Raw genomic sequence first — 19705 nt, 5'->3', positions numbered from 1 at the left:
GGCGACCGAGTGAGCGATGTCCGGCCGGCGCGCTGAACGGCTGCGTACCGCGTGGTGGCCGGTGGCCGCGGCGCTGGCCCTGCTCGCCGCGTGCCAGTGGCTGAACATAACGAGCGTAGAGTATCTCGCCGCCGCCGCCCTCGCCACCGTGGTGGCGGCGGCCGGGCTGCGTCACGTGCCCCTCCGGGGTCGCCGGTGGGCCGCCGGATCCACTCTGGCCCTGGGCGTGCTCGTCGTGCTTGCCGGTTATGCGCAACAGCGCCTCCATCGCATCGACGCCCACTGGCCCGAGGTCCGCGCAGGCCTCGAGACCGACGCCCTCGCGGCGCTCGACCGCCGGGTGGACCAAGCCGTGCAGACCATGCGGTCGGCGGCATCCCGGGCGCTCGACGCGCCCGGGGACACCGTGTCGGCCTTCGCGTCGCTCGCGTCGCTGGTTCCGTCGGGAAGCGTGGGGGAGGGCGGCGTCGTGCTGTACCAGGGTGGGGAGCCTCTGGCATGGGCCGGGCGCGTGCACGTGCCCACCGATTCGCTGAGCGATTCGATCGGGGTGGTGCGGTCGAGCTTCTACACGAGCCTGTACGCGACGGCCAGCCGGGGGACGCGGCGTGCCGTGGTCACCGTGTTGCTCGACGCGACGCCCCCGGCCGACCGGCTCACCCGGCCGATCGCCGGCGAGCTCGCGCGGACGATTGGCATCTCCGGGTTCCAGTTCGCCGCCGTCGCCCCGCCCGGCCAGGCGGCGGAGTGGCAGGCACTCTGGGCTCACACGCAGGTGCTGCTCTATGCCCGGCTATCGCCGGTGGCGCGGGCGGCGGTGCGATTCGAGGCGCTGCACGGCGCCCGGCTGATCGTGGGGCTCGCGGTCGTGCTGGCGCTGGCCGGTTTTCTCGTGGCGGCGTGGCGCATCGAGCGCCGGTTCGCCTGGCGTCTGGCCTCGGTGGCGGTGGCGCTGGCCTGTACGTCGCTGGTGCCGCTGGGAGCCTTCTCGAACGATTCCCGGCTGTTCGATGCGTCGCTCTACTACACGCCGATCGGGGGCGCGCTGACGGCGAACGCGGGGGCGCTGATCATCACCGGCGCGCTCACCCTGCTCGCCCTGCTGGCGGCGGTGCGCCGGTTGGCTCGCGGCGCCCCGCACGCCTGGTGGGGACTGGTCGTGCTGGCGATCGCCGGGCTGGGCCCGTTCCTGCTCCGCGACCTGGCCCGCGGAATAACAATTCCCATATACGGCGTGAATCCCTCGCTCTGGCTGGTCTGGGAGGTGGCCATCTTCCTGGCCGGGTGCGCGGTGCTGCTGGCCGGCACCGCGGCGGGAAGTGCGGCGCTGGGACCCCGGCGCGGCGTGCCGCCGTGGGTGGGTCCCGCGCTGGCCGCGGGCGCGGCGATCCTCGCTCCGGCCACGTGGCAGGCGGCGGGGCGGTGGCCCGGGTGGTACCCGATTCCGTGGATCCTCGCCATCGGGGCGCTGGGCCTCGCGCGCCGCTCGCGCGCACTCGTCTCGAGCGCAGCCACGGTGGCCGCGCTCGGGGCGACGACCCTCGTGTGGGGGGCCGCCACGCGGGGGCGCATGGCGCTCGCCGAACGCGACGTACGTGGCCTGGGCCAGAACGATCCCACGGTGCTGTCGCTCGTCGAGCGGTTCGCGACCGCGGTGCGGGCCGATCCGAACCCCGCGGCCACGCGCGAATGGCTGCTGCGGGCGTATGCCACGTCGCCGTTGGCGCCGGCTGGATTCCCCGTGTGGCTGTCGGTATGGAAGGACGACTCGGTGCCCACTGCCACCCTATCCGCGGCGGCGTTCACAGTCCCCATCAACCAGCTCCGGGACATCGCCCGACAGGTGCTGGCGGCGGACAGCACCGTGGAGTACCCGATCATCGCCCAGCCCGCGGTCGAGTTCGCGGTCGGCATCCCGACCCGGGCCGGCGCGGTCGTGGTGGTCGCGACCTCCCACACCCGGCTCATCGCCGCCGATCCGTTCGCCAAGTTGCTGGGCATCGATCAGCCGCCCGAAGCGGAGCCGCCATACGTGCTCCAGTTAGCCGACCCGTTGGTTCATCCGCCATCGGGTCCACCCGGCATCGACTGGCGGCGGGAGGGCACGGCGCTGCACGGCGACTGGGTGTCCCCGCGGGGTCTTGGCCCCCCTCGCGTGCACGTCGAGGTGGAACTGCTGTCGGTGAACGCGCTGGTCCAGCGCGGAGCGCTCATCGTCTTGTTCGACCTGGCCATCGTGGGCGTGCTCTGGCTCGTGAGCGTGCTCGCCGACGGCGCCGTGGGCCGCTGGCTGCGCGACCGACAGCGGCGGTGGCGGCGCAGCTATCGCACGCAACTCACCGTGGCGCTGTTCGCGTTCTTCATGATTCCCGCCGCGGCCTTCGCCGCCTGGTCGTACCAGCAGCTCGCCTCGGACGCGGCGCAGAGCCGCGAGTTATTGGTGGGGGAGACGCTGCGCGCGGTGGCCCCTGTGCCGGGCGACTCGCAATGGGTGGCGCAGGAGGGCCGCCGGCTGGCGACCCCCCTTTTTCTTTATCGTGACGGCGAATTGGCCGCGGCCAGCGATCCGCTGCTGGCGGCGCTCGCGCCGACGGGCCGGTTTCTCTCCCCGAAAATGCAGCTGTTGCTCGCGGTGAACGACGAAGTATCGGAGAGCCGCGACCAGCAGTTCGGCGAGACGCATACCCTGTTCGGCTACCGTGCGGTGGAGGATTCCGCCCAGGCGCTGGTGCTGGGCGCACCGGCGCGCGCCGACGATCTCACACTCGAGCGTCGCCGCCGCGATCTGGGGATTCTCGTTCTGTTCGTCACCGCGGTGGGCGCGCTGGCCGCCTTCTGGCTGAGCGGATTCGCCGCCCGGATGCTCGCCGGTCCGATCAGCGCTCTGCGCCAGGCAGCCCTGACACTGGCCGCCGGCGGGCGGGCTCCGGTGTTCGAGGACAATCCGACGGTGGAGTTCCGACCCGTGTTCGCGGCCTTCCGGCGCATGGCCAACGACCTCGAAGCGAGCCGCGCCGCGACGGCGCACGCCGAACGGGTGCTGGCCTGGGGCGAGATGGCGCAGCAGGTGGCGCACGAGATCAAGAATCCGCTCACGCCCATCAGGCTCGGCGTCCAGCACCTGCAGCGGGCCCGGGCCGACAAACGCGTGGACTTCGACCGGGTGCTCGACGAAAACGTGGCCCGGATTCTGGCCGAGATCGATCACCTCGATCAGATCGCGCGGGCGTTCAGTCGATACGGCTCGGCGCCGAGCGAGCGGTCAGGGGCCGAGCCGACCGACGTCGCCGCAGTGCTGCGCGATCTGATCGGCCTGGAACGCATGGGCGAAGGCAGCATCCAGTGGGGCCTCGACGGCGCCGAGGGGCGCCGCCTGGCGCTCGCGCAGCGAGACGAACTGCGTGAGGTACTGCTCAATGTGTTCGAGAACGCCCGCCTGGCCGGCGCCCGCACCGTGGCCACGACACTGAGCGGTAACGGCACCGTCGTGATCGAGGTGCGTGACGACGGCCAAGGCATCCCGGCCGACGTGATGCCACGCGTATTCGAGCCACGGTTCTCGACTCGCACGAGCGGCAGCGGATTGGGGCTGGCGATCAGCCGCCGGTTGATCGAGGGGTGGCGCGGGACCGTGGAACTGGAGAGCGAACCGGGGGTGGGCACGGTGGTCCGCATCGTCCTGGTAGCGGCGTAGCGCTAGAGGCGCACGCGGACCGTCTTCACATTGACGAATTCGCGCAGCCCGAACGCGCTGAGTTCGCGGCCGTGGCCCGAACGTTTGACTCCGCCGAACGGGAACCGGGGGTCGGACGCCACCATGGCGTTCACGAACACGCTTCCCACTTCCAGTTCGCGGGCGAACCGTCTGGCCTCGGCGGGGTCGCGCGTCCAGGCGCTGGCGCCCAGACCGTAGCGCGTGTCGTTGGCGATGCGGATCGCGTCGTCGATGTCGCGAGCCGCGAACAGCGCGGCCACGGGGCCGAACAGCTCGTCGCCGTATGCCGGCGCGTTGGGGGGGACGTCGGTCAGCACCGTGGGCTGGAAGAAGAACCCGGGGCCGTCGATCCGCGCGCCGCCCGTGAGCGCCCGCGCCCCGAGCGCCACCGAGCGGTTCACCTGCGCTTCCAGTTCCATCAGCGCCTGGGCGCCGGCCAGCGGCCCCACCTGCGTACGGTCGTCCGTCGGGTCGCCCACGATCAGCCCCTGCATGGCGCGCACGAACCGCGCGGTGAAGGCGTCGGCCACGTCGCGGTGCACGATGAACCGCTTGGCGGCGATGCACGACTGGCCGTTGTTGATCGTGCGGGCCCGCACGGCCACCTCCACCGCACGCTCGAGGTCGGCGCTCGGCATGACGAGGAACGGATCGCTGCCGCCCAGTTCGAGGACGGTCTTCTTGAGGTGCCGGCCGGCCGTCATCGCCACGTGCGCACCGGCGGCCTCGCTGCCGGTGAGGGTCACGGCCGCCACGCGCTGGTCGGCGATCACCGCATCCACCGCCGCCGCGGGTATTAGCAGAGTCTGAAAGACGCCGGACGGCGCGCCCGCTTCGGCAAACAGCGCTTCGAGTGCCAGGGCGCACTGCGGCACGTTGCTGGCGTGCTTGAGCAGCGCCACGTTGCCGGCCACGAGCGCCGGCGCCGCGAACCGGATCACCTGCCAGAAGGGGAAATTCCACGGCATGACGGCCAGCACCACGCCCAGCGGATGGAATTCGACGCGCGCGTCTTCGCCCTCGGCCGGCACATGCTTGGCGGCCAGCATGGCGTGCGCGTGCTCGGCATAGTAGCGGCAGGTGGCCGCGCACTTGGCGGCCTCGCCACGCGCCTCTCCGAGCAGCTTCCCCATCTCGAGCGTCATGAGGGCCGCGTACCGGTCGCGGTCACGGTCGAGCAGGACGCCCGCTCGGGCGACGATGCGCGCCCGGTCTGCCACCGGCCGCTGGCGCCAGGCAATCGCCGCGGAGGCGGCGCGGGCGAGCCGCGTTTCGATGTCGGCCGCCGCGTGGGGGGCGAACGCTTGTACGCGTGCACCGGTGGCCGGGTTGATGGTCTCGATCGGCATGCTACGCCCCCTGGCGGGTCATGCCCCCGCCGGCTCGTCCGAGCCCCAGAGCCCCCCGACGTCCTCGCCGCCAAGCCAGCGGCGCCACCATGGGGCACGCCGCTCGCGTTGTGCCACGGCGCGCACCGCCTCGCGCCATGCGCGCTGCATCACGGCCGCGTCCTGGAACCGCTTGGATACCTCGGGGTCGAGCCCGCGGCGCAGCCAGTCGGCGATCTCGTCCGGAAACGCGGACAGGTCCACGTCGCGCGCCAGGGCGCGGGCCAGAATGGAGCGCACCTCGGTCTCGCCGTACGGCGGCGTTCCCGAGAGCGCGAAGTACACGATCGCGGCCAGGGAATAGCAGTCCGCGGCGGTGTCCTGCGTTTCACCGAGCAACTGCTCGGGCGGCGCGAACGCCGGCGTGCCGCCTGCGTCGGCCGGATCCTCCCCCCAGATGTTCGCGATCCCGAAGTCGGCAATGCGCCAGCGGCGGTAGCGGTCGATGACCACGTTCTCGGGCTTGAGATCGCGGTGCACGACGCCGATGGAATGCGCCGCGGCCAGGCCGTCGAGCACGAGGTCCACGCGCGGGGCGATCTCGGCCAGCGGACGCGGGCCGGCGCGCTGCACGAGTTCGGCCACCGAGCCCGCCTCGGCGAGTTCCATGGTGTACCACGCCACCTTGCCCCGCGAATCGAAGTCGTAGATCGGAACGATCGCCGGATGCGCGAGTTGGGCGGCCAACTGTGCCTCTCGACGGAACCGGCTCACCGCCACCTCATCGCGCGCGATGTAGGGATGCAGCAGCTTGAGCGCCACCTCGCGGCCCAGCGACAGGTCGCGCACGCGCCACACCGAGCCGAACGATCCAGAGCCGAGCGGCGCCAGCACGTCGTAGTCGTCGCCAAGGGCCCAACGCAGGCGGGCCTCCTCCGACTCGTTGGGCCCCTCGGACTCGTCGTCGCCGAGCATCAGCATCGTCCGGCTGCCGACCACGCGATCCACGGCGCGCAGCATGGCCGCGACGCTCGGGAACCGCTCCTCGGGATGCTCGCGCAGCGCACGGTCGAGCACTTCGGCCACCGACCTGGGGCAGTCGGGGCGCACGAGCGAGATCGGCGGCACGTCGCGCGGTGGTGGGCGTTCACCGGTGAGCGAGAAGAAACAGAGCGACGCCAACTGCCACTGGTCGCTGAGCACGGTGGGAATCCACCCGGCGCGTTGCCACTCCTGCGGCGACGCCATCGAGGCGGGATCTGGCGACTGGCCTTCGGGAATGTCGGCGAACGGCACGGCCCATTCCCAGCCAAGCATCCAGAGCCGCCCCATCGGCGCGATCCAGACCGTCTCCGCGGAAACGGCCCCGTGGGTGGTGCCGGCGTCGTGCAGATAGCTGAGCGCCGACCCCAGCTCGCGCAGCAATCGCAGCATCGCGGGGACGTCATCGGCGCCGGCGCGGCGCACCCGGGCACCGATGGTTTCGCCGGCGATCCAGCGGCGCAGATACCCCGGGCCGTGGCGAGACACGCCGTACGTTGCCCAGTAGTGGTACGTGGTGGGCGCCGCCGGGTGGCTCAGGTGCGCCAGATGGCGCGCCTCGGACTCGAGCCAGGGCGCGTGCGTCGGATCGGGCGCCGTGACCAGCGAGAGCGACCGGCCGAGCGCGTCGATCAGTTCTTGATAATGCCGGTGCCCGAGATGCAGACCTTCGGCGCCCCACGCCCAGTTGGGCGGAAGCTCCCAATTCGCCAAGTGCGGCGGCAGCTCATGGGTGACCGTGTACGGTTCGGACGAGGCCGCGGGTGTCACGCTGGGCTCACCTTACAACCGGGATTCGGAGAGGATGTGCTCGGCCGCGCGGGCCAACTCGGGGATCTCGACGACGTCGGGCCGCACGGTGACGTCCACCAGCTTCACCTCGAGCGGCCGCCCGTCGCGCGGGCGGGCGGACTTGGCCGACGGCACGTGCAGGGTGACGGCGACCACTCGCCAGCACGTACTGGGACCGGCCAGTTCGCCGCTGGCGTCGAGCGGATCGAGTTGCAGCGTTTCACCCGCCGCCGGAGCCACGGCACTCAGGCATTCCGCGAGCACCTGCTCTGGCCGGTCGTGTCGGACCACGCGCAACGTGAACATCGAGCGTCTCCGGAGGTGGCGAAAGTCGGGGTCGGCGGGTCGGTACCCAGAGCGGGACGCGGACCGGGCGGCTGCCGCACCGTTGCCGTGAGAAACTATCGGACTGCGAGAAGGGACACTAGGGCGCCGCGTCACGGTCGCGTCGCGATGAAACCCGGTGCCCCGGAACCGCGTACGATGGCGCAGAGACCGCTACTGGGAGATCGCGTGATCCACCTCATCGGAATTGTCGCTACGGCGGCAGCTACCATCTTCGGATATCTCACCGCGCGACGGTTCGTCGAAGAGAAGTTGCGCTACGTGGACGGCGTCCACACGCTGAAAGCGCCGATCATCGCCGGCGTGGTCGCAGGGCTCGTCGCCGCACCGATCGTCTGGCTGCTGCCGGTGGTGGGTGGCGGAACGGCCATCCTGTTCGGCGCCGGCGTTGCGTTCGGGGTAGCGAACGGCTCCCGCGAAATCCGTAGGCGGTTGACCTCCGGGTAACACGTTCGCGGCGGCCCGACGGTCGGATGGAGGAACGGGGAAGGGCGTCCTCACGGGCGCCCTTTTGCATGGCCGCATGGGATCGACGCCGGTCGCGAGAAAGCGATGACGGTCCTGCGGGGCGCGATCCGACCTTACGCCAATGCTTGCCGCCATTCGCTCGGCCGCCGTACTCGGCATCGACGCCTATGACGTCACCGTCGAGGTGGACGTATCGCCCGGGTTGCCGCAATGGAGCATCGTTGGCCTCGCGTCCAGCTCGGTCAAGGAGAGTCGCGAACGGGTGATCGCGGCGGTGGCCAATTCGGGACTTGCGCTCCCGCCGCGGCGCGTGACGGTGGGGCTCTCGCCGGCCGACGTTCACAAGACGGGCGCAGCATTCGACCTCCCGATCGCCATCGGGCTACTCTCCGCGCTCGGCGTCGTGCCCGATACGATCGCGCAGCGGCTCGTCGTCCTCGGCGAATTGGGACTGGACGGGAGTGTGCGCGCGGTGCGGGGGCTCCTGCCGGTGGCGCGCCGGTTGGCATCCCACGGCGCAGGGCGCACGCTCGTCCTGCCGCGCGACAATGTCGCCGAGGCGGCGCTGGCCGGCGGCGTGCCGCTGTGCGCCCCCGAGTCGCTGCCGCAGCTCGTGGAATGGCTGCGCGCCGGCGCCCTGCCGGCGCCGGCGGTGCCCGCGCTCGTCGCGCCCGTGGGCATCGAGCCGGCTGATTTCAGCGACGTCGTTGGGCAGGAGAGCGCCAAGCGCGCGCTGGAAATTGCCGCGGCGGGCGGGCACAACGTGCTGCTCGTCGGCCCGCCCGGCGCGGGCAAGACCATGCTCGCCCGCCGCTTGCCCACCATCCTGCCAGCGCTCACGAACGAAGAGGCACTCCAGGTCACGGCCATCCACTCCGTGGCCGGGCTGACCAACGGCAACGGCGCGTGGTGCGGCGTTCGGCCCTTCCGCGCACCGCATCACACGATTTCCACGGCCGGACTCGTCGGCGGCGGAAGCACGCCGCGTCCCGGCGAGGTCAGCCTGGCGCACCACGGCGTGCTATTCCTGGACGAGATGCCGGAATTTCCCCGCTACGTGCTCGAGGCGCTGCGACAGCCCATGGAGGACGGGCGCGTGGTGATCGCCCGAGCCATGCAGGCGGTGTCGTTCCCGGCCCGATTCACGCTGGTCGGTGCGATGAACCCCTGTCCCTGCGGCCACCACGGGTCCACCGGCCCGCAGCCTTGCGTGTGCGCGGAGAGCGAGGTGCAGCGGTACCGGGGGCGGTTGTCCGGGCCGCTGCTCGACCGCATCGACATGCACGTGACCGTCGGCCCGGTGCCGATGCACCTGTTGGGGGAGGATGTGAGCCGGGGCGGCGACGCGTCGGCAGCGATCCGTGCCCGCGTGGATGGTGCCCGAATCCGCCAGCGCCGACGCTACCAGGATACCGATCACTGGCAATGCAACGCGCACGCGGCCGGGGGCTGGCTGGATCGCCGTGGTGGACTCGGGCGCGAGGCGCGCCAGGTCCTGACGAGTGCGGCCGACGCGCTGCGGTTGTCGGCCCGCGCGTACCACCGCGTGATCAAAGTGGCGCGTACGATCGCCGATCTGGCGGGCGACGAGGCGGTGGCGCCCCCGCACGTGGCCGAAGCGCTACGGTACCGGCCGCGCCTGCAGTAGTCCGCCAACGAGCGAACGCCCCGGGAAGCCGAGGCTTACCGGGGCGTTCAACCGTGGCGTGTATCAGCCGTCACGAACCGTGCATGGACGGGTTCGGTGCGACGCTAGAACGCCAACCACAGGTACGTGTACAGCGTGTTGTTGTCCGAGGCCGAGCGGCCGAATCCATCGTAGCCGGTGCTCGATCCGTTGAACTTCGTGTACGCCACGTACTGCACGGCGAGGCGGACGTTCTGCCAGACGTTGTAGCTCAGTTCCCCGACCATGCCCTGCGTGTTGGGGCTGCCGGTAGCGCTGCCGCTCACGGCGCCGGGCTGGTAGAGAATCGCGTCGTTGCTGCCGGTGGTCTGGAAGTATCCGAGCGATGCGCCGTACGTGAGCGACGTGGCGAGCGCCACGTTCGCCTTGAACGTGGAGAGGTTGCCGCTCTGGAACTCGGCGGCGGGACTGCTGGCGGTCACGTCGGCAACGCGATTCTGGGTCTCATGGATGTACGTCGCGTGGCCGATGATTGCGCCGTCCCCCGAGGGATGTTCGTATTGCGCGTCGAACCCATAATCGGTGAACTGATTGGTGGCTCCGCTCACGCCGGCCGGATAGAGCTGCGTGTGCAGGCCGAACGTGCCGAGCATCAGGTAGTCCTGGCTCATCTGCTGCTGCCAGGCGATGCGCCAGTACGGTGCGACACCGTCCGTGGTGTTCACGGCCGAGGAGTCGAGCGGCAGCGCGGCGCCCTGCGGCGCGGAACGATACAGGGTCAGCTCCGTGTACAGGTGGTTGTCCAGCAGCGAATACGCGCCGAGCCCGACCACGGCCTGGCCCAGGGTGCCATCGATGACCGTGCTGGCAATGGCGCCGGGTGCGACTTCGGAACTCATATACGGCGCGCTCCAGGCGGGCACGGTATTCCAGACGTCCTGCACCGTCGGGTTGTTGTTGAGCGTCAGGCCGAACAGCAGGTCGTGTCCGCTGATGTCGTGGTGAGCGGCGTAGCGGAGGTCGATGTTGTCCACGCCGAACGTCCCGTCGGCGGCCGCATACGTGAACTGCGAGAAGATCCCGACGGTGGGCGTGATCGCGCCGCCGATGAACAGGCTCGCCTGGTCGGGGAACTGGACCGTGCCGTTCTGCGTACCGGGCGCGGCCTTCGCGGTATTGCTCACCGAGCCCACGAACATCGCCGCCATAGGCGGAACCGTGAGCAGCTTGAGGCTGGGCTCACTCGTCGAGTCCTTCTGGGCGACGATCGTCGCCAATCCGGTCATCGTGTAGCCGTTGAGCTTGAACATGCGGCCGAACGGTGTGAGAGCCGGGAACTGATAGTGGCACACGCTGCAGGCCAGGCCGGTCTGCCGGGAGAACGCCGGAATGTTGGCGTGCACGTTGGCGAGGGCCGAGAGCAAACGGCTGCCGAGCACCGCCCGGTCGGCGCGCGCGCCCACAGCGGCGGCCGGCGCGCCGGCGTCACGGGCCGAGCCGTCCGCGCGGGCGGCGGCAGGCCAGGCGAGGATCGCCAGGGCCAGCATCAGTCGCGAAGGTCCGGCGGTCATGCGGCGCGGCAGCCGGACACTGGAACTCTGGAATGCGGCGGTCATGGTTTGGCTCCTTTATGGTTGACGGCCCACACGTACGCAGCGACCTCAGCGGCGATGGCGTCGCTGATGCCGTTGGGGTGTGCGACCATGATCGTACCCGGAACACCGTGCGTGACGACTTGCAGGATGGCGGCGAAGCTCCCTCCCTTGGCCGCAAGCCAGGGCTTGCCGTGCTTGTCGAGAGGCGGCGCAACGGCCGATCCCTGGAGGCTTGCTCCGTGGCAGGCGAAGCAGCCGCCCTGTCCGTGAAAGATACCACGTCCCGCATCCACCATGGCCGCCGTCACTTTCGCGTCGTCAGGGTCAGACAGTGCGGTGGCCGCCGGTAGGGGGTGCGCAACCATCGCTCCCGTGTCAGGCAGGGCGGCCGGCCCCGGCAACGCGGCCGCAGGGTGCTTCCCACCGCCGGCCGCCATGGCGGCGGCGAGCGCAAGTCGGGGAAGCACGGTGAACAGTCCCATAAGCTTCAGTCCTCCCGAAGGCGACGTGAGTCAATTAGTTGATTCGTCATGCGACGGGAACTTGCCTTTTCAACTCATTCCGCGCCGTCGGAGAATCGCCGCCGTCGTGTGGAGAAGCCCCTGACAAAGCCCCAAGGATTTCCGGAAGCCCCGGGGGGCGGCCGTTATCGGCCGCTTGCGGTCTCCGGGAGCGCCCCGGCACCGCCGTAGACATAGCCGACCACGCCGCCGTATACGAGGTGTCCGAGCAGTCCGCCCACCAGCATTTCGACGTCGCCGTGGGAGAACAGGCCGTTCCCCGAGAGCGGTGCGAATATCAGTTGAGCCAGCACGAACACGACGCACCCGAAGAGCAGCCCGCGCAGAAACGGCGTGCCTGGGAGCCGGTGTTCCAGATAGGCGGCGTAGAACATCGCGAACAGGATGCCCACCACGAAGTCCACCAGCCATCCCCCGGCCGGACCGACCGCGGTGTGCGAGGAGATCGCGGTCATCGTGCTGCTCAGCGTCTCTCCCATCGCGATCTGCGGGAGCCCGATGGAGGGTTCGACCATCAGGAGAGCCGTCATCGCACCGGTTGCGATGAGGCCCGCGGCGGCGGCACGCTTGGTGTCCATGTCAGCACCCTCGGAAAAGGAAAGCCAGACGTCGTTGGGGGCGATCATATGCCGCCGCGAGACCGGCACCGCAAGAAAGCGGCGCCGATCTTAGCGGGACGTGAATGGCCATCGATTCCCGGGGGCGGTACTCCCCCGCCGTCCCTACCGCCCCACTTCGAGGATGGTAAATGACCCGGGGGCCATCTCGAACCGGCCGCGCCCGCCGCGCCCCCGCGCCGCCTGCCCGGCCGGTGGAGGCGTGATCGTGATGTCGGCGGCGATGAGATAGATCGTCCCCGACTTCACGTCGAACGTCAGCGTCTTGGCCCATGACATCGTCTTGAGGTTCTGCTCGACGGAGAAGCTCGTGGGGCTGCTCTCCTTGATGACGGTGAGCGTTCCGTCGCGGTTCGAACTGAAGGCCTCGTCGGTGACCGGGTTGAACGTCGCGCCGTCGGTGCCTTCACCGATCGGGAGGGTGGCCAGGACGTGGCCGTTGTCGGAGTCCAGGATGACCATCGTGGCCGGATTGTGGCAGGCGGCGAACAGCACGTGGTGCTTGACGTCGAACGCGAGCCCCCCGGGCCCGCCCCCCTTGCCCGCCAGGTCGTAATCGGCCGTCACCCTCAACGTGCGCGCGTCGACCACCGCAATCTTGTCCTTGTTCTCGAGATCGACGTACAGATGCCCCGCGCCGTCGGTCACGGCCTGTTCCGGCGCGCCGCCGAGATCCACGGTATCGACCACGGTGCCCGTGGCGGCGTCGATGACCGTGGCGTTGGGCGCCCGGTGGCTGAAGACCCACACGCGGTGATTGAATGGGTCAAGGAGAATTCCGTCGGGTCCACCCTCGACGTCGATGGTCTTGATCATTTTCAACGTTCGCGTATCCCACTCGGCCACCGGCTTGCTGCTCGCGAAGGCGTGGTGGGATGCCAGGTCGACGGCCACTCCGTGGGCGTTCACGCCGGCGATCTCCCCGGCCGACGTTAGTGACGGCAGGTCGAACACCGTGATCCGGCCATCGGGGCCCGATCGCGGGATGTAGAGCCGCTGGCCGGCCGGGTCGGCATACACGTAGTCGAACCCACCCTCGCCACCGGCCTTGACCGCCCGCAGGACCTTGTATGGACCCGTGGACGCTTCCTGGGCTGAACCGGCTGCGGCGAACACCGCGAGGCCGAGCACCGCAACTGCCACAGACCGACGCATGACACCCTCCTGTAGGAGCAACGGACGAACGTGAGCGGCGACTACCGATCGCCTGGGCTCACAGGTCGCGCCGCTGGAAATGGTATATCGCGATTCCGAGCGCGACGGCCAGGTAGATGCCCGCGTAGGCCACGGCTACCAGGCTCGGTATGGACACGTTGGCGAACGGCGAGAACGAGAGCGACCCGGCCAGCGGGGTCTGCATCTCGTACGCCGCCCGGCGCCAGAGCGATTCGCCCGGCATGACGAGACTCGACGCGATGCCGAGCGTCACGATGTGCACGCTCTGCGAAAATCCGCTCACCTGTTCGAGCCAGCCGCCCATGAAGGCCACCCCCTGCAGGCCCAGCACGAGCACGCCGTTGGTGAGCGTGGAGAACCAGGTGCCGAACAGAAAGGTGAGGGCCAGGGCCAACACGCACTCGAATACGATGAGGACCAAGCCGCGCACTGGGTGCAGCGGCAGCATGCCGGTCGTGGCGTGGGCCACCCAGATCGTGGCGCCGAATGTGACCGCGACGTACGCCACGATCATGCCCACGAACCCGAGGTACTTGCCGACGAGGATCTGCCACCGCGCGATGGGCTTGGTGGCGATGGCCTGAATGGTGCCCGAGCTGATCTCGCCGGCCAGCGTGTCGATCGAGGTGAGGATCGTGAGCACGACGGCCAAGAGATCGCAGGTGTAGAGGCCGATCATGAGCATGCCGGCCTCGACCTGATAGCGCACGAAGGGCGACATCGCGCGGCCCTGGAATTCCACCACCTGCAGATGCATGGCCACCGCGAACACGGCGAGCAGCAAGGCCCCCGCGATGAGCGCCGTCCACAGAATCTTCCGGCGCACCGCCTCGCGCAGCGTGACGCCAGCCATGATCCATATCCCGTTCATAGTCCCCGATCCTCCCCGACCAGCGTCACGAACACCTCTTCGAGCGAGATGTGTTCGGGCGTCACGCGGAAAACGTCCGCGCCGGCCCCCACGAGATGTCGCACGACGTCGGGCAGGACGTCCTCCGTCGCCACGCTGAATTGGAGTTGATCGCCCTCCAGCCGCGGCGCCGACGCCCACTGGACCAGGCCGGCCATCGCGCCGTCGGAGACGTGGTGCGCGTGGACGACCACGCGGACCTCGTCCTGCCAGGCCGTGGCGAGGTCGCGATTGGCGACGACCTCGCCATCCTTGATGAACGCGACGTGGTCGCAGGTGACCTCGATCTCGCTCAGTAGGTGCGAATTGAGAAACACCGTCGCGCCGCGCTCCCGCTCGGCGCGCAGCAGATCGCGCACCATGCGCCGGCCCATCGGATCGAGTCCCGACGTCGGTTCGTCGAGAAAGATGAGGTCCGGCTCGTGGACCAGCGCCTGGGCCAGCCCGATGCGCTGGAGCATGCCCTTGGAGAACCCGCGCAGCGTCCGGTGGCGGTGCGGGGCGAGGCCCACCATGTCGAGCACCTCGCCGACCCTGGTGCGCAGGCGCGCGGCGCTCATGCCGCACAAGCGCCCGTGCAGCCGCACCAGCTCGGTGGCGGTGAGCCATTCATAGAAGCGAAAGTCTTCGGGCAGGAAGCCGATCCGGCGACGAATGTCCACGTCGCCCACCGGCGCGCCGAGCACGAACGCCGTTCCGGCAGTGGGGCGCACGAGGCCGAGGAGCATCTTGATCGAGGTACTCTTGCCGGCGCCGTTGGGGCCGAGGAATCCGAAGATCTGTCCGCGCGGCACATGGAGCGAGAGGCTGCGCACGGCCACCTGCGAGCCGAACACCTTGCGGAGTTCGCGCGTCTCGATGGCGGGGGTGGTGGTGGTCACGGGCAGGTCCTCGCGTCAGCGAATCGAGGCGGCGAGTCGCGCGGCGTCGGCCGAATTGCCGTAGCCGGTGAGCGTGAAGGCGCGGCCGCCCGCGGTCCACAGCAGTTCGTAGTTGGGGCCACGCCGGCCGGCGGTGTTGAGCAGCATGGCCGGCGCGCCGTTCACCCGCGTCATCTCGTACGATCGGATGAACCGCGGCATCGTGAGAGCGAGCGACGCAGCCCATGGGAACGCCGACTGGAAATCGCGCTCCTGGTTGGGGCTCATGCCGGCCACCTCGACGGCCACGCCGGCAAGGAGCTGCATGTCGAGCCCGGGCGGCACCTGCGCGGCGACCACGGGCCGCTGTTCGACCACGACGCAGTCACCCGTGTCGGTGGACGCGGGCGGCCGTTGGGCGATCTGGTTGGTGAGCGTCTGGCCTTCGACCACGGGGCAGTGGCCGTACTGCATGCCGATGCCCGCCGGCGTATCGATGGTGAGCGTGGTGCCGTCGACGGTCGCCGGTGCCGCGGCGCTCGAGAGGCCGGCTTCCGCCAGCACGGCGACCAGCTGGGCGTGGTTCACCCTCATCGTGATCGACCGCGCACCGAGCACCGACACCAGGGGCGTGTCGGCGCGAGCCGTGATGAGCGCGGGGACGAATCCGGCGAGTCGCGCGGCCGCGGCGACGTCGTGCACCGTCGTGTCAGGGGCCTCTCGGGCCACGTGCACGCTGTCGGCGAGCATGTCGGCCACCGCGTCCTGGAGGCGGTGCGACCCGGTGGGTCCCGAGAACGCGGGGACGTTCACCGTGACGCTCTGCGGGCGCGCGATGCGCAGCGATGCGAAGAATGCGCGGCGCGCGTTCCGGCCGGCGGCGGTGGTCGCGCCCCACACCACCAGAACGAGCGGGACGATCGCCATCCACCGCAATGCGCGCGGCGCGGTGTTGGATCCGGTCATGACAGGGCCTCGATCGTGCGATGCGGGGGGACCGTGCGTTGGTGCGCAGCGGTTGTGCGATGTATAAGCCCCGTGCACGGCGCGCGGTAGCCACGATGCGACGCGCGCGAAAAATGTCAGCCCGGCGTCAGCTTATGCTCGTTCGCGTGCAAGCTTCGCGTCATCTGTGCGGCGATCGACGGCCGCATCCGCTCGGCGAGTATTTGCGTTATAAGATAGGCCGACCACTGCGGGCCGGCCGAGCGCTTGGCCCGAACGCACCCGGCTCCATGAAGCCGGGGACCAGCGTGAGGCTCGGGGCGGTGCCCGTCGCGGAGAACGTCACGCTGATCGACGGGTCCACCTGTGCCGTAACGGTGTTGAGGCCGGGCGCGGGCCCGAGCACGAGTGTGGCCTGCGCGGCGCCCGTGCTGTCCGTGGTGGACGAGGCGGGCGAGACCGCGCCCCCGCCGGCGGCCACGGTCCACCCCACCGTCACGCCGGCCACCCCGTTGCCGTGGCTGTCGAGCACGCGGACGACCAGCGGGTTGGCGAGGGCCGAGGCGGCCGCCGCGGATTGCCCGTCACCCGATACGATCGCGATCGACACCGCGCGCGCGCCGACCGTGGCCGTGAACAGCGCCGCGGACGCCGGCACCCCGTGAATGGTGGCTGTGATCGTGTCCGTGCCCGCGGTCGCGCCAAGGGTATAGCTCACCCGCGCCATCCCGGTGCTGTCGGACGAGGAACTCGCCGCCGACAGGGTGCCACCACCGGCTATCCGTGCCCAATCCACCATGGCGCCGCCCACGGGATTGCCGAACGTGTCGGTGATCCGCACGACGAAAGGCACGGGGAGCGCGGCGTTTGCCGTGTCGGTTTGCGCGTCGCCCGAGACTTTGACCAACATGGTGGCGGCCCCCGCGGTGGCCGTCTCGGTCGCGCTGGCGCCGGTGAGTCCGGGCGCGGTTGCCCCGAAGGTCTGCGTGCCGGCGCTGTGGCCCAACGTCATGACGGTCTGCGCCCGGCCCGTGAGGTCGGTGACCATGGTGGCCGGATCCACGGCGCCGCTCGCCGGGGGCGTGAACGTCACCGCGACGCCGGGAACCGGCGTACCTGCGGCCGTACGCGCTTCGACGACGAGCGGCAGGGCCAACGGGGCTCCCGCTGCCGCGCTCTGGCCGCCGCCGCTGATCACCATCAATTGGGTAGGCGGAGCGGTGACGGTGATCGTGGTCGAGTCTCGCAGCCCGTTGATCGTGGCGCCCACCACGAACGTGCGCCCTTCCTTGCCGGTGGGGGTGAACGCTCCGCCCGACGCGATCGTTCCGACCGTGCCGTCGGCCACGCTCCAGGCCACGGTCACGCCCGGGTCCGGCACGTTCTGGGCGTTCCGCGCGTCGAACCGGTACTGGACGCCGCCGGTTATACCAATTGCCGTATCACGCGGCGCGATCGTGAGCTGCGTGGCGTCGGCGCCAGGGCCGACGTAGGCGATCACGACCGCGGGCGGCGGGCCCGAGGTCAATCCTGCCGTCGCCAACACGGTCTGGGTGCCCGAAAACAGCACCTGGGCGCCGTCGCGCAGTTCGACCTGCACCGTGAGGACTTCACTGGGCCCGTTGAGCACCACCGGAAGGGCGAGCGGTAGTGAGTCGGCGCCCGCCGGGACCACCACCACCGTGTCGAACGCCGGCGCGGGAGGATGGTCGATGTGCACGTGCACGTTGTTCACCGTCAGCCCGAAGCTGCCCAGCCCCGCGTAGAGCGCCGCCGTGGCCGCCGAGAAGCTCGGGGCGAACCGCAGCACGGCGGTTTCCCCGTGCGCGAGGCCGGGGCTCGCGGGCGATTCCGTGCACGTCACCCCGCCGAGCGCGAGGAGACCGCAGAGAACGCCGAGTCGCAGCAGGCGTGGCGGATGAGTGGCCAGCATCTAAAGGGATCAGGAAGACGAGAGGCACGGCCACCGGAAAAGCGGCGGCGCGGTGGTGCACCTGGCGTGCCCCACCAGGACGGCACAACGTCCTGCGCATCCGGAGGATTTGTCAAGCGCGTAGGTCACATATCGGCAAGACAGTAGAACAGTAGGACAGTAGGAGCGAAGGAGGGCGAAACAGGGTCGGAACCGCGCAAGGGCGCGGACGGGGAGAGCGATTGACGGGCCGGCGCCCTGCCGGGGCGCGGGTTGCGAAACTACCATTCGGGCATGACCGAACACGCAGCGAGTAGGGCCGCCGCCGTGGACCGCGAGCTGACCCTCCTGGCCTGGCTCCGCAACACGGGGCGCTTGGCCATCGGATTCAGCGGGGGAGTGGATTCGGCGTACCTGGCGTGCGTGGCCGTGGAGACGCTGGGTGCCAAGTCGGTGCTCGCCGTGATCGGCCGCAGTGCGTCCTACCCCGCCGCGCAATGGGTCACGGCGCGACGCGTGGCCGACGATTTCGGGGTGCCGGTGCTCGAGATCGACACCGATGAGCTGCACGACCCGCGGTACACCGCCAATCCGGTGGACCGCTGCTACTTCTGCAAGACGGAGCTGTGGACGCGGCTCATTCCGGCGGCGCAGGAGCGCGGGTTCGACGTCGTGGCCGACGGCACCAACGCCGACGACCGAGGGGACTACCGGCCGGGCGCGCGCGCGGGCCGCGAGCACGCGGTACACTCGCCGCTCGCCGAGGCGGGAATGACCAAGGCCGACATCCGCGAACGGTCGCGGGCGCGGGGCATCCCCACCTGGGAGCAACCGTCGTCGCCCTGCCTGTCGTCGCGGCTGCCCTACGGCACGGCGGTCACGATCGAGCGGTTGCGCCAGGTGGAGGTGGCCGAGGACCAGCTGCGCCAGCTTGGCGTGGTGGGCGATCTGCGTGTGCGGCACCACGGCGAGACGGCGCGCGTGGAGATCGCCGCCCGCGAACTGCCGCGCTGGCTGGTGGCGGAGCGCGAGGCCGAGGTGCGCTTCGCCGTGCGGGCCGCGGGGTTCCGTGAGGTCGTGATCGATCCGCGCGGCTACCGCTCGGGTTCGCTCAATATCCTGGCCGGCGTGTCGGACGCAACGCCGACCGATGAACACCCCCACTCCTCAACGCCCCGGGAATCCTGACCCATGGGATGCATCGCACGGCTCGGCTGTCTCGTCATGCTCGTGTTGCTCGGAATCGGCGCGTGGCTCACGCGCGATCGCTGGATGGGCCATTTCCGTCACTCGGCCGCCCCGGTGGCCGAGGCGCCGATCCACTGGCAGCCGCTCACGCTCGCGGGCGCCCGGCGGGCGCAGGCGGCGCTCGACACGCTGAGCCACGTCAAGGGGCCGGTGTTTCAGAACGTGGCGGCCGGCGATGCGTCGGCGTACGTGATGAAGGCGTTGCTCGACAAGCTTCCCGACGAGGCCGACAGCGCCGAAGCCGCGGTGGTGGGCAACGAGCTGTACGTGCGGGCGAACGTCCGCATCCGCGACCTGGACGGGGGCGGCGTGCTCGGCCCGCTGGCGTCCATGCTCGGCGCGCGCGAGCGCATGCTGGTGGTGGGGACCTTTCACGTCGTGCACCCCGGGCTCACCGAGTTCCAGGTGCGCCAGATCAAGTTCGGCACGTTGAGTGTGCCAGGGCCGGTGATCCCGAAGCTGCTGGGGCGGATCGCGCAGCGCGCGAGGCTCGACAGCGTGCGCGCCGACGCACTGCCGATCGCGACGCCCAGGTACCTGGTGGACATCCGCGTGGCGGACGGCCATCTCACGCTGTATAAAGGCATGCCGTGAGTTCCCGGCCG

16 protein-coding genes are annotated in these 19705 nt (G+C 70.2%); 5 read left to right on the top strand and 11 right to left on the bottom strand.

Translation table 11 applies throughout. The features are described 5' to 3' along the window. Window positions 1-16: 16 nt before the first annotated feature. A complete protein-coding gene (locus tag VNF92_01855; protein HVA56606.1) occupies window positions 17-3694 on the top strand; it encodes an ATP-binding protein in 3678 nt (1225 codons plus the stop codon). Window positions 3695-3696: 2 nt separating this feature from the next. Here the strand turns inward: VNF92_01855 and VNF92_01850 are convergent, their stop codons facing one another. The 3 genes from VNF92_01850 to VNF92_01840 are packed head-to-tail and all read right to left on the bottom strand — an operon-like array spanning window position 3697 to window position 7182. Beyond that, window positions 3697-5064, bottom strand: a complete 1368-nt coding sequence (locus VNF92_01850; GenBank protein HVA56605.1) for an NAD-dependent succinate-semialdehyde dehydrogenase — start codon at window positions 5062-5064, stop codon at window positions 3697-3699. An 18-nt stretch (window positions 5065-5082) separates the two neighbouring features. After that, window positions 5083-6855 carry a serine/threonine-protein kinase gene (locus tag VNF92_01845; protein HVA56604.1) on the bottom strand — a complete coding sequence of 591 codons (1773 nt, stop codon included), beginning with the start codon at window positions 6853-6855 and terminating at the stop codon, window positions 5083-5085. Between the two features lie 12 nt (window positions 6856-6867). Beyond that, a complete protein-coding gene (locus tag VNF92_01840; GenBank protein HVA56603.1) occupies window positions 6868-7182 on the bottom strand; it encodes a hypothetical protein in 315 nt (104 codons plus the stop codon). A gap of 207 nt (window positions 7183-7389) precedes the next feature. On the opposite strand from VNF92_01840, the gene VNF92_01835 reads away from it, so the two are divergent. Then, the gene (locus VNF92_01835) at window positions 7390-7668 is read left to right on the top strand and encodes a hypothetical protein (GenBank protein HVA56602.1); all 279 of its coding nucleotides are present in this window, start codon (window positions 7390-7392) and stop codon (window positions 7666-7668) included. Between the two features lie 142 nt (window positions 7669-7810). Next, window positions 7811-9337 (top strand): YifB family Mg chelatase-like AAA ATPase, encoded by a 1527-nt coding sequence (locus VNF92_01830; GenBank protein ID HVA56601.1) that lies wholly within the window; start codon window positions 7811-7813, stop codon window positions 9335-9337. A gap of 104 nt (window positions 9338-9441) precedes the next feature. Here VNF92_01830 and VNF92_01825 read toward each other — a convergent pair whose 3' ends face one another. From VNF92_01825 to VNF92_01790, 8 genes are all read right to left on the bottom strand, one after another. Continuing rightward, the gene (locus VNF92_01825) at window positions 9442-10932 is read right to left on the bottom strand and encodes a hypothetical protein (protein ID HVA56600.1); all 1491 of its coding nucleotides are present in this window, start codon (window positions 10930-10932) and stop codon (window positions 9442-9444) included. Further along, window positions 10929-11393, bottom strand: a complete 465-nt coding sequence (locus tag VNF92_01820; protein ID HVA56599.1) for a c-type cytochrome — start codon at window positions 11391-11393, stop codon at window positions 10929-10931. The genes VNF92_01825 and VNF92_01820 overlap by 4 nt, the downstream gene beginning before the upstream one ends. A 164-nt stretch (window positions 11394-11557) precedes the next feature. Next, window positions 11558-12010: a DUF6789 family protein gene (locus tag VNF92_01815; protein ID HVA56598.1), complete on the bottom strand. Its 453-nt coding sequence runs from the start codon at window positions 12008-12010 to the stop codon at window positions 11558-11560. A gap of 144 nt (window positions 12011-12154) precedes the next feature. After that, window positions 12155-13204, bottom strand: coding sequence for a hypothetical protein (locus VNF92_01810; GenBank protein ID HVA56597.1), 1050 nt, complete (start codon window positions 13202-13204; stop codon window positions 12155-12157). A 58-nt stretch (window positions 13205-13262) separates the two neighbouring features. Further along, window positions 13263-14078 (bottom strand): ABC transporter permease, encoded by an 816-nt coding sequence (locus VNF92_01805; GenBank protein HVA56596.1) that lies wholly within the window; start codon window positions 14076-14078, stop codon window positions 13263-13265. A 14-nt stretch (window positions 14079-14092) separates the two neighbouring features. Continuing rightward, window positions 14093-15016, bottom strand: a complete 924-nt coding sequence (locus tag VNF92_01800) for an ABC transporter ATP-binding protein (protein ID HVA56595.1) — start codon at window positions 15014-15016, stop codon at window positions 14093-14095. Window positions 15017-15031: 15 nt separating this feature from the next. Beyond that, complete coding sequence (locus VNF92_01795; protein HVA56594.1) at window positions 15032-15961, bottom strand: hypothetical protein; 930 nt, start codon at window positions 15959-15961, stop codon at window positions 15032-15034. 208 nt (window positions 15962-16169) lie between these two features. Next, entirely contained in the window at window positions 16170-17873 is a 1704-nt protein-coding gene (locus VNF92_01790) for an Ig-like domain-containing protein (protein HVA56593.1), read from the bottom strand. Window positions 17874-18146: 273 nt separating this feature from the next. Between VNF92_01790 and larE the strand changes: the two genes are divergently transcribed. Further along, window positions 18147-19040 carry an ATP-dependent sacrificial sulfur transferase LarE gene (larE, locus tag VNF92_01785; protein HVA56592.1) on the top strand — a complete coding sequence of 298 codons (894 nt, stop codon included), beginning with the start codon at window positions 18147-18149 and terminating at the stop codon, window positions 19038-19040. A gap of 3 nt (window positions 19041-19043) precedes the next feature. Beyond that, entirely contained in the window at window positions 19044-19694 is a 651-nt protein-coding gene (locus VNF92_01780) for a hypothetical protein (GenBank protein ID HVA56591.1), read from the top strand. The last annotated feature ends 11 nt before the right edge of the window (window positions 19695-19705 follow it).

The organism is Gemmatimonadaceae bacterium (assembly GCA_035533015.1).
Lineage (GTDB): Bacteria > Gemmatimonadota > Gemmatimonadetes > Gemmatimonadales > Gemmatimonadaceae > JAGWRI01.
This window is presented reverse-complemented; position numbering and strand designations above follow the sequence as displayed.

What these genes read in the sequence shown, in the direction of transcription:
- VNF92_01780 (HVA56591.1), top strand. Translation starts at nt 19,044, where the DNA reads ATGGGATGCATCGCACGGCTCGGCTGTCTCGTCATGCTCGTGTTGCTC.
- VNF92_01850 (HVA56605.1), bottom strand. Translation starts at nt 5,064, where the DNA reads ATGCCGATCGAGACCATCAACCCGGCCACCGGTGCACGCGTACAAGCG.
- VNF92_01820 (HVA56599.1), bottom strand. Translation starts at nt 11,393, where the DNA reads ATGGGACTGTTCACCGTGCTTCCCCGACTTGCGCTCGCCGCCGCCATG.
- larE (HVA56592.1), top strand. Translation starts at nt 18,147, where the DNA reads ATGACCGAACACGCAGCGAGTAGGGCCGCCGCCGTGGACCGCGAGCTG.
- VNF92_01840 (HVA56603.1), bottom strand. Translation starts at nt 7,182, where the DNA reads ATGTTCACGTTGCGCGTGGTCCGACACGACCGGCCAGAGCAGGTGCTC.
- VNF92_01855 (HVA56606.1), top strand. Translation starts at nt 17, where the DNA reads ATGTCCGGCCGGCGCGCTGAACGGCTGCGTACCGCGTGGTGGCCGGTG.
- VNF92_01790 (HVA56593.1), bottom strand. Translation starts at nt 17,873, where the DNA reads ATGCTGGCCACTCATCCGCCACGCCTGCTGCGACTCGGCGTTCTCTGC.
- VNF92_01810 (HVA56597.1), bottom strand. Translation starts at nt 13,204, where the DNA reads ATGCGTCGGTCTGTGGCAGTTGCGGTGCTCGGCCTCGCGGTGTTCGCC.
- VNF92_01825 (HVA56600.1), bottom strand. Translation starts at nt 10,932, where the DNA reads ATGACCGCCGCATTCCAGAGTTCCAGTGTCCGGCTGCCGCGCCGCATG.
- VNF92_01830 (HVA56601.1), top strand. Translation starts at nt 7,811, where the DNA reads ATGCTTGCCGCCATTCGCTCGGCCGCCGTACTCGGCATCGACGCCTAT.
- VNF92_01815 (HVA56598.1), bottom strand. Translation starts at nt 12,010, where the DNA reads ATGGACACCAAGCGTGCCGCCGCCGCGGGCCTCATCGCAACCGGTGCG.
- VNF92_01805 (HVA56596.1), bottom strand. Translation starts at nt 14,078, where the DNA reads ATGGCTGGCGTCACGCTGCGCGAGGCGGTGCGCCGGAAGATTCTGTGG.
- VNF92_01795 (HVA56594.1), bottom strand. Translation starts at nt 15,961, where the DNA reads ATGACCGGATCCAACACCGCGCCGCGCGCATTGCGGTGGATGGCGATC.